1 protein-coding gene and 1 pseudogene are annotated in these 3,281 nt (G+C 58.2%); one reads left to right on the forward strand and one right to left on the reverse strand.

Translation table 11 applies throughout. The features are described 5' to 3' along the window. The first annotated feature begins 55 nt into the window (after positions 1-55). Positions 56-1,196: pseudogene (locus HMPREF2781_RS09790) on the forward strand (IS1249 family transposase). Positions 1,197-1,318: 122 nt separating this feature from the next. Here HMPREF2781_RS09790 and HMPREF2781_RS09795 read toward each other — a convergent pair. After that, on the reverse strand, positions 1,319-3,281 hold a 1,963-nt coding region (locus tag HMPREF2781_RS09795; protein ID WP_070645689.1), incomplete at its 5' end, for a LamG-like jellyroll fold domain-containing protein.

Genomic DNA, 3,281 nt, shown 5'->3' on the forward strand with positions numbered 1-3,281 from the left:
GTAAAAGAAGCGGAACTAAACCCAGGACGCTTCACGCTGCCACTGCGGCGGCGACATGAAACGCAACGGAACTACCAGCAAAGGAACCACACGATGGCGATGTAAAGCCTGTGGGGCATCAGGCATCAAACGTCGCCCCGACGTCACCAACGCTAGAATTTTTGCGGATTTTATCGAGCATTGCACCACCACAATCTCGCTAACTGCACTGGCTAAACGCAACAATGTAAGCCATTCCACTATGAAGCGCAGATTTACATGGTACTGGCTTATTGACGTACCGGATCCCACCGTGGCACATACAGGCCGAGTCTATGACCAGATATTTCTCGACGGTACCTACACCGCTGGCGGATGCTTGATTGTAGCTTCCACCCTCGATCATGTTGTTGCTTGGCACTGGTGCCAAACACGAAACCGCTCCCGATTACACACGCCTGCTCGAACGCATCCCCGCCCCGTTAATCGCAACGACAGATGGCGGGCAAGGAACAGCAAGTGCAATAAAAACCTGCTGGTCAACAACACATGTGCAGCGTTGCCTCGTCCACGCACAGCGTGTAGTTCGCCGCTATACAACCTCACGTCCGCGCACTGATGCCGGCAAAGCTATCTACACGCTAGCGCTGAAACTCACCCGAGTGCGAACTAAAGAAGAGGTAGCTGACTGGGGTGTATTGCTCCATAACTTCAACACTGTCTACCGCAGGTGGATGGACGAGAGGACCAGGGTTAAAGACCCTGATACAGGAAATTGGACATGGGTATGGACACATTCCAACGTGCGAAAGGCCTACAACAGTCTGAACCATCTATGGCGCCAAGGCATGCTCTTTGTCTACATCAATCAACCTAAAGGCGTCTTAGAACCTGCCCGCATCAAATCTACGACCAACAGTCTTGAAGGCGGGATTAACGCTCGCCTGAAAGAGATTGCGCGTGCTCACCGGGGCAGAACAAATGAACACCAGCGCAAAATGCTGGACTGGTGGCTGTACCTAAAAACAGAACTGCCCGACGATCCACTACGCATCGCCAGACAGTCCCACTGGGGCCAGGACCAACTCGCCAAAGTATCCATCCTGACCCACACCGAGAACCAAGCCGACCACGAAACAGGACGACCAGCCCTCTACGACAACGGTATCGACACCGAGTACACCCACTCAATCGGCATCCAAAAAGGCCAAATCTAACCCCAGCGACACGCCGAGCCAGACACACATTTTGACCCTTAACCCGCTACAATCCGCCCAGGGCCATCACAATAGAAAACCCCCGCCTCAATGTGAGTCGGGGGACGGAGGGTGAACGGTAACTAGTTCAGACCCGGGATCTGCGGCAGCTTCGGCTGCGGGATGTTAAGACCGAAGATGCGGTTGATGGTCGGGATGAGGCCGTAGGCGGCACCGCCGACGACTGCAATGACGGCGATGATGGGGAGGATAACCTTCGCGCCACGGCTGGAGCCTGCGAAGAAGGCCGCAGCCATATCGTCGGCAGAAGGCTCCTTCATGTTGGTCGGCTTAGAAGGCTTGGTCGGCTCGGTAGGCGTCGTAGTGGAGCTCGACGGCTCTTCCTCCTTCACGGCCGGGCGGGCGGTCAGCCACTGGTCCGAGTCCAGAACGCCCTGGGTCAGGCGGGTCTCACCAATCCAGCCGTACCACGGGTCCTGCGGCGTGCGGTTATCAAAGCCAGCGCCCATGACCCACTGCAGGTCTCGCGGGAGGAGGCCCTCAGCGCCCTTGGCGTTGCGCAGGATCGGTGCGCCGTTGATGAACATCTCAACGGTGTCGGAATCCGGCTTGTTCACCACGGCGATGTGCATCCACTCGTCGGTGGGCACCTCGTGGGACCAGACAGTAGAACCTTCGCCTTCCTTCGGTTCCGCCCACCAGCGCAGCTCACGGAGGTTAGAAATGCCGAACATGACGGTGGGGTCGGTGTCCTCGGATCCGTCGACAAGCTCGGCGATGCTGGAGTCACGGGAGATAGCACTCCCCCAGCCGTGCTCGGAGCCGTTGAAATCCTTCGGAATCTTCACGAAGGACTCAAAGGTGTAGCCCTCGGAGGTATCGACCTTGTTGATCTCCGCGCCTTCCTTGGACCGAAACTCTGCCATCGCGAGCTTGCCAGCTGGGTCGGACCAGTAGAGGGAGCCAGAATCAGAGGACAACGGGTGGTGGTCCTTGGTGTAGGTGATGCGCTCACCCGTGTTGGAAGGACCACCCTCGCGAACGAGGTCACCGGCACCATCAGCACCGAAGACATCCGGAATGACAGCGCCCTCGGTGGCCACGTCGCCGTCGGCAAGCTGCTTGCCGTCCTTGTTCTTGGTCTGGCCCGGGCGCCAGTGAAAGACGGTCTTGTCGGCCTTCACGAAGTCGTTCGGGCCCTCCGGAAGCTGATCCTTCGGGATGGTGTACGGGGTGTAGCCTTCCTCAGCGATGTCGCGAGCCTTCTGGCCAAGGTCCGGGTTGTTCTCATCGCCGATGGTCCACTCCGGGGCAAAGTCAGCAAAGCGCTCATTGAAGTTCAGCGGCACGTGGTAGCTATCGCCCTTGCCGTCGAGGATGAGCTTGTCGAACTGCGTGAGCTCCTTGGCTGGTTTCTGCGCCACCCACGGGGACAGGGCGGTCATCTCTAGTTCGTTGCCGGAGAGGTCAAACTCGAGAACGCCGAGCAGGCCATTGCCGCCCTGGTAAGCCATCTGGTAGTCCTGCAGGATGCCAATGACGTCGTGGCCAGCGTCATTCTTGTCCACGCGGTAGCCCGCGCCGTGGTGATGTCCGCCCATGGTAAGGAAGATCTGGTCGTTCTTCTTAATGAACTTGTCCCACAGGCCCTGGCCGTAGTCATCGGAGTAGAAGACCTCGCCAGCACCATCGATGTTGAGCACCTCGTGGCTGGTGAGGATGACCGGGAGGTCTGGGTGAGCATCGAGAACGCCCTGGGCCCAGTCCAGGGCTCCATCGTCCGCGCGCCAGGCCAGCGCCAAGACTAGGTACTTCTGGCCTTCTGCTTCAAAAATGTGGTACTCAGAGTCGTTGTTCACTGCAGTGTGGCGTTCTCGGAAGGTCTCCGGGTTAGCGTTCTTGGCACGCTCGGCGTTGAAGTAGTGGTTGTAGGGATGCGCTGAACCATCCTGAATCATGTCGTGGTTGCCCGGGAGGATGGAGTAGTTCAGGTCGGAATCATCGAGGACCTTCATGGCTTCATCGGCAACCTTCCACTCGCCGTCGACGTCCTGGGGTTGCCCGCAAATCGTGGACACGTAGTGG

The sequence above is a fragment of the Corynebacterium sp. HMSC062A03 genome (genome assembly GCF_001811145.1).
Lineage (GTDB): Bacteria > Actinomycetota > Actinomycetes > Mycobacteriales > Mycobacteriaceae > Corynebacterium > Corynebacterium aurimucosum.